At 41.0% G+C, this 1,827-nt stretch carries 3 protein-coding genes; 2 read left to right on the forward strand and 1 reads right to left on the reverse strand.

The window, feature by feature from the left end:
• Positions 1 to 186: 186 nt before the first annotated feature.
• Positions 187 to 669, forward strand: coding sequence for a preprotein translocase subunit SecE (secE, locus tag QZ019_RS09745; RefSeq protein ID WP_295484631.1), 483 nt, complete (start codon positions 187 to 189; stop codon positions 667 to 669).
• Between the two features lie 57 nt (positions 670 to 726).
• The gene (gene nusG, locus QZ019_RS09750; protein WP_294567975.1) at positions 727 to 1,347 is read left to right on the forward strand and encodes a transcription termination/antitermination protein NusG; all 621 of its coding nucleotides are present in this window, start codon (positions 727 to 729) and stop codon (positions 1,345 to 1,347) included.
• A gap of 194 nt (positions 1,348 to 1,541) precedes the next feature.
• On the opposite strand, the gene QZ019_RS09755 is transcribed toward nusG, so the two are convergent.
• Positions 1,542 to 1,827, reverse strand: a 286-nt coding sequence (locus QZ019_RS09755) for a hypothetical protein (protein WP_295484633.1), incomplete at its 5' end; no start/stop codon positions are given.

The following is a 1,827-nucleotide window of genomic DNA, read 5'->3' on the forward strand; positions in this document are numbered from 1 at the left end:
CGTGAAGGCGGCCGTACCGTTGGTGCCGGTGTTGTTGACAACGTCATCGAATAATAACGCATTGTTTCAGGCGCCTTTTTAAGGCGCCTTTGTGTTATCCGCGAAAGGCTTTATAGCCATCGCGGATTAATTGCCTATATAAAGGCCCGATTTTTTTAGATTCCAAATCCCATAGGATCTAATCCCATGAGTGAAAATAAAAGCACAAAAACTCAGACCGCAGCGATTAATACCGCAGCTCCCGCTAAAGCCAAAGCTCCGGCTAAAACTGCAAATAAAAAAGCTGCAGCACAGTTTGTTTCTACACCTTTAGATCGTCTTTTGTGGCTGTGCGCTATCGTTCTTGTCGGCGGAGCTATCTTCGGTAATTTTTATTACACCCAGCATATCGTAATCGATGAATCATCTTTAGGTCGTTTCGGTCGTACCGCTATCGTCATCGCTGTAATTATTGCCGGTCTTGCAGTTACTCTGTTTACCAACAAAGGTCATGCTTTATTGACTTTTGCCCGTGAAGCCTATGTCGAATTACGCAAAGTCGTATGGCCTACCCGACAGGAAGCCGTCCAGACCACTATTATCGTATTCGTCGGTGTTTGCGTTGTAAGTTTATTCCTCTATCTGTGCGATCTTGTTTTCCTGCAGGTAGTGAAGGCAATTACTCTTTAATAAGAGGCAGACTTGGTCATGGCTGAAGAAAAAATTGAAATTAATGAAGCTCCGATGATGGAAGCTCCTGAGGCTCCGGTTGCCGCTTCGGCAGATAAGCCTGTCGTTGAAGAAAAGAAAGAAGAGAAGAAACCTGCTGAAAAGCCGTTGCGCTGGTATGTAGTTCAGGCTTTCTCCGGTTTTGAGCAGCGCGTTGCACAAACATTGCGTGAGCGCATTAAGATCCACAACATGGAGCATGATTTCGGCGAAGTTCTTGTTCCTAAAGAGAAAGTCAAAGAAATCAAAGACGGTAAAAAGCGTGAAAGTGAGCGTAAATTCTTCCCGGGTTACGTTCTCGTTCAGATGCGCATGACTTCCGAGACTTGGCAGCTTGTTAAGCACACCGATAGAGTATTAGGCTTTATCGGCGGAACTGCAGAAAAGCCTTTGCCTATTACCCAGGCTGAAGCTGACAAGATTTTGTCACGTTTGCGCGAGAGTGAAGAGTCTCCGCGTCCGAAGACTATTTATGAGGTCGGTGAAGTGGTTCGTGCTATTGACGGTGCCTTTAAGGACTTCGTCGGAACCGTTGAAAAAGTTGACTACGAGAAAAACCGCGTTACCGTTTCTATCGCTATTTTCGGTCGTGCTACTCCGGTTGAACTTGAGTTCAGTCAGGTAGAAAAAGACATCTGAGATTAAGTTTAAAAGACTGTATCTTTGCTTAAGGGCACATGTTGAGAATTTCATCATGTGCTTTTTTATTTGCTTTTGCATAATAGAAAAGTTGGTCACAACAAAGCTTAGAGAGAAATTTATGCGTATTTTTAAATTAAACAAAAGATCATCTCCAAAGATAAAGAAGTAATTATCAAGAAGCTTTGTAAAACTTACCAATATGTAAGCAAACTGGATAAAGATGATTTGGATGAAGTCCTTAACGCTTTTACAAAGGAGGTTAAGGAAAAGGACAAAAAAGAAATCTCTTTTGATGAGATGAAAAAGGTCATAAATAAACAAGAAAAATTTACTTTAGATTTTTGCAATAATTGCATTTTTCTAAAGTAAATTAGTGTTAATTTTTCAAAAGTGATATTTTTAGCGAACTTAATCTGTGTAATCTCACCAAAGCAGTGCAATAAAAAAGTTAAAAAATTTTCCCTTGGATTTATGCGC

The organism is uncultured Succinatimonas sp., from assembly GCF_905203285.1.
Taxonomy (GTDB): Bacteria; Pseudomonadota; Gammaproteobacteria; order Enterobacterales; family Succinivibrionaceae; genus Succinatimonas.

Bases quoted from the DNA above. Each gene is read 5' to 3' on its own strand.
- secE (WP_295484631.1), top strand. From the start codon at position 187: ATGAGTGAAAATAAAAGCACAAAAACTCAGACCGCAGCGATTAATACC.
- nusG (WP_294567975.1), top strand. From the start codon at position 727: ATGGAAGCTCCTGAGGCTCCGGTTGCCGCTTCGGCAGATAAGCCTGTC.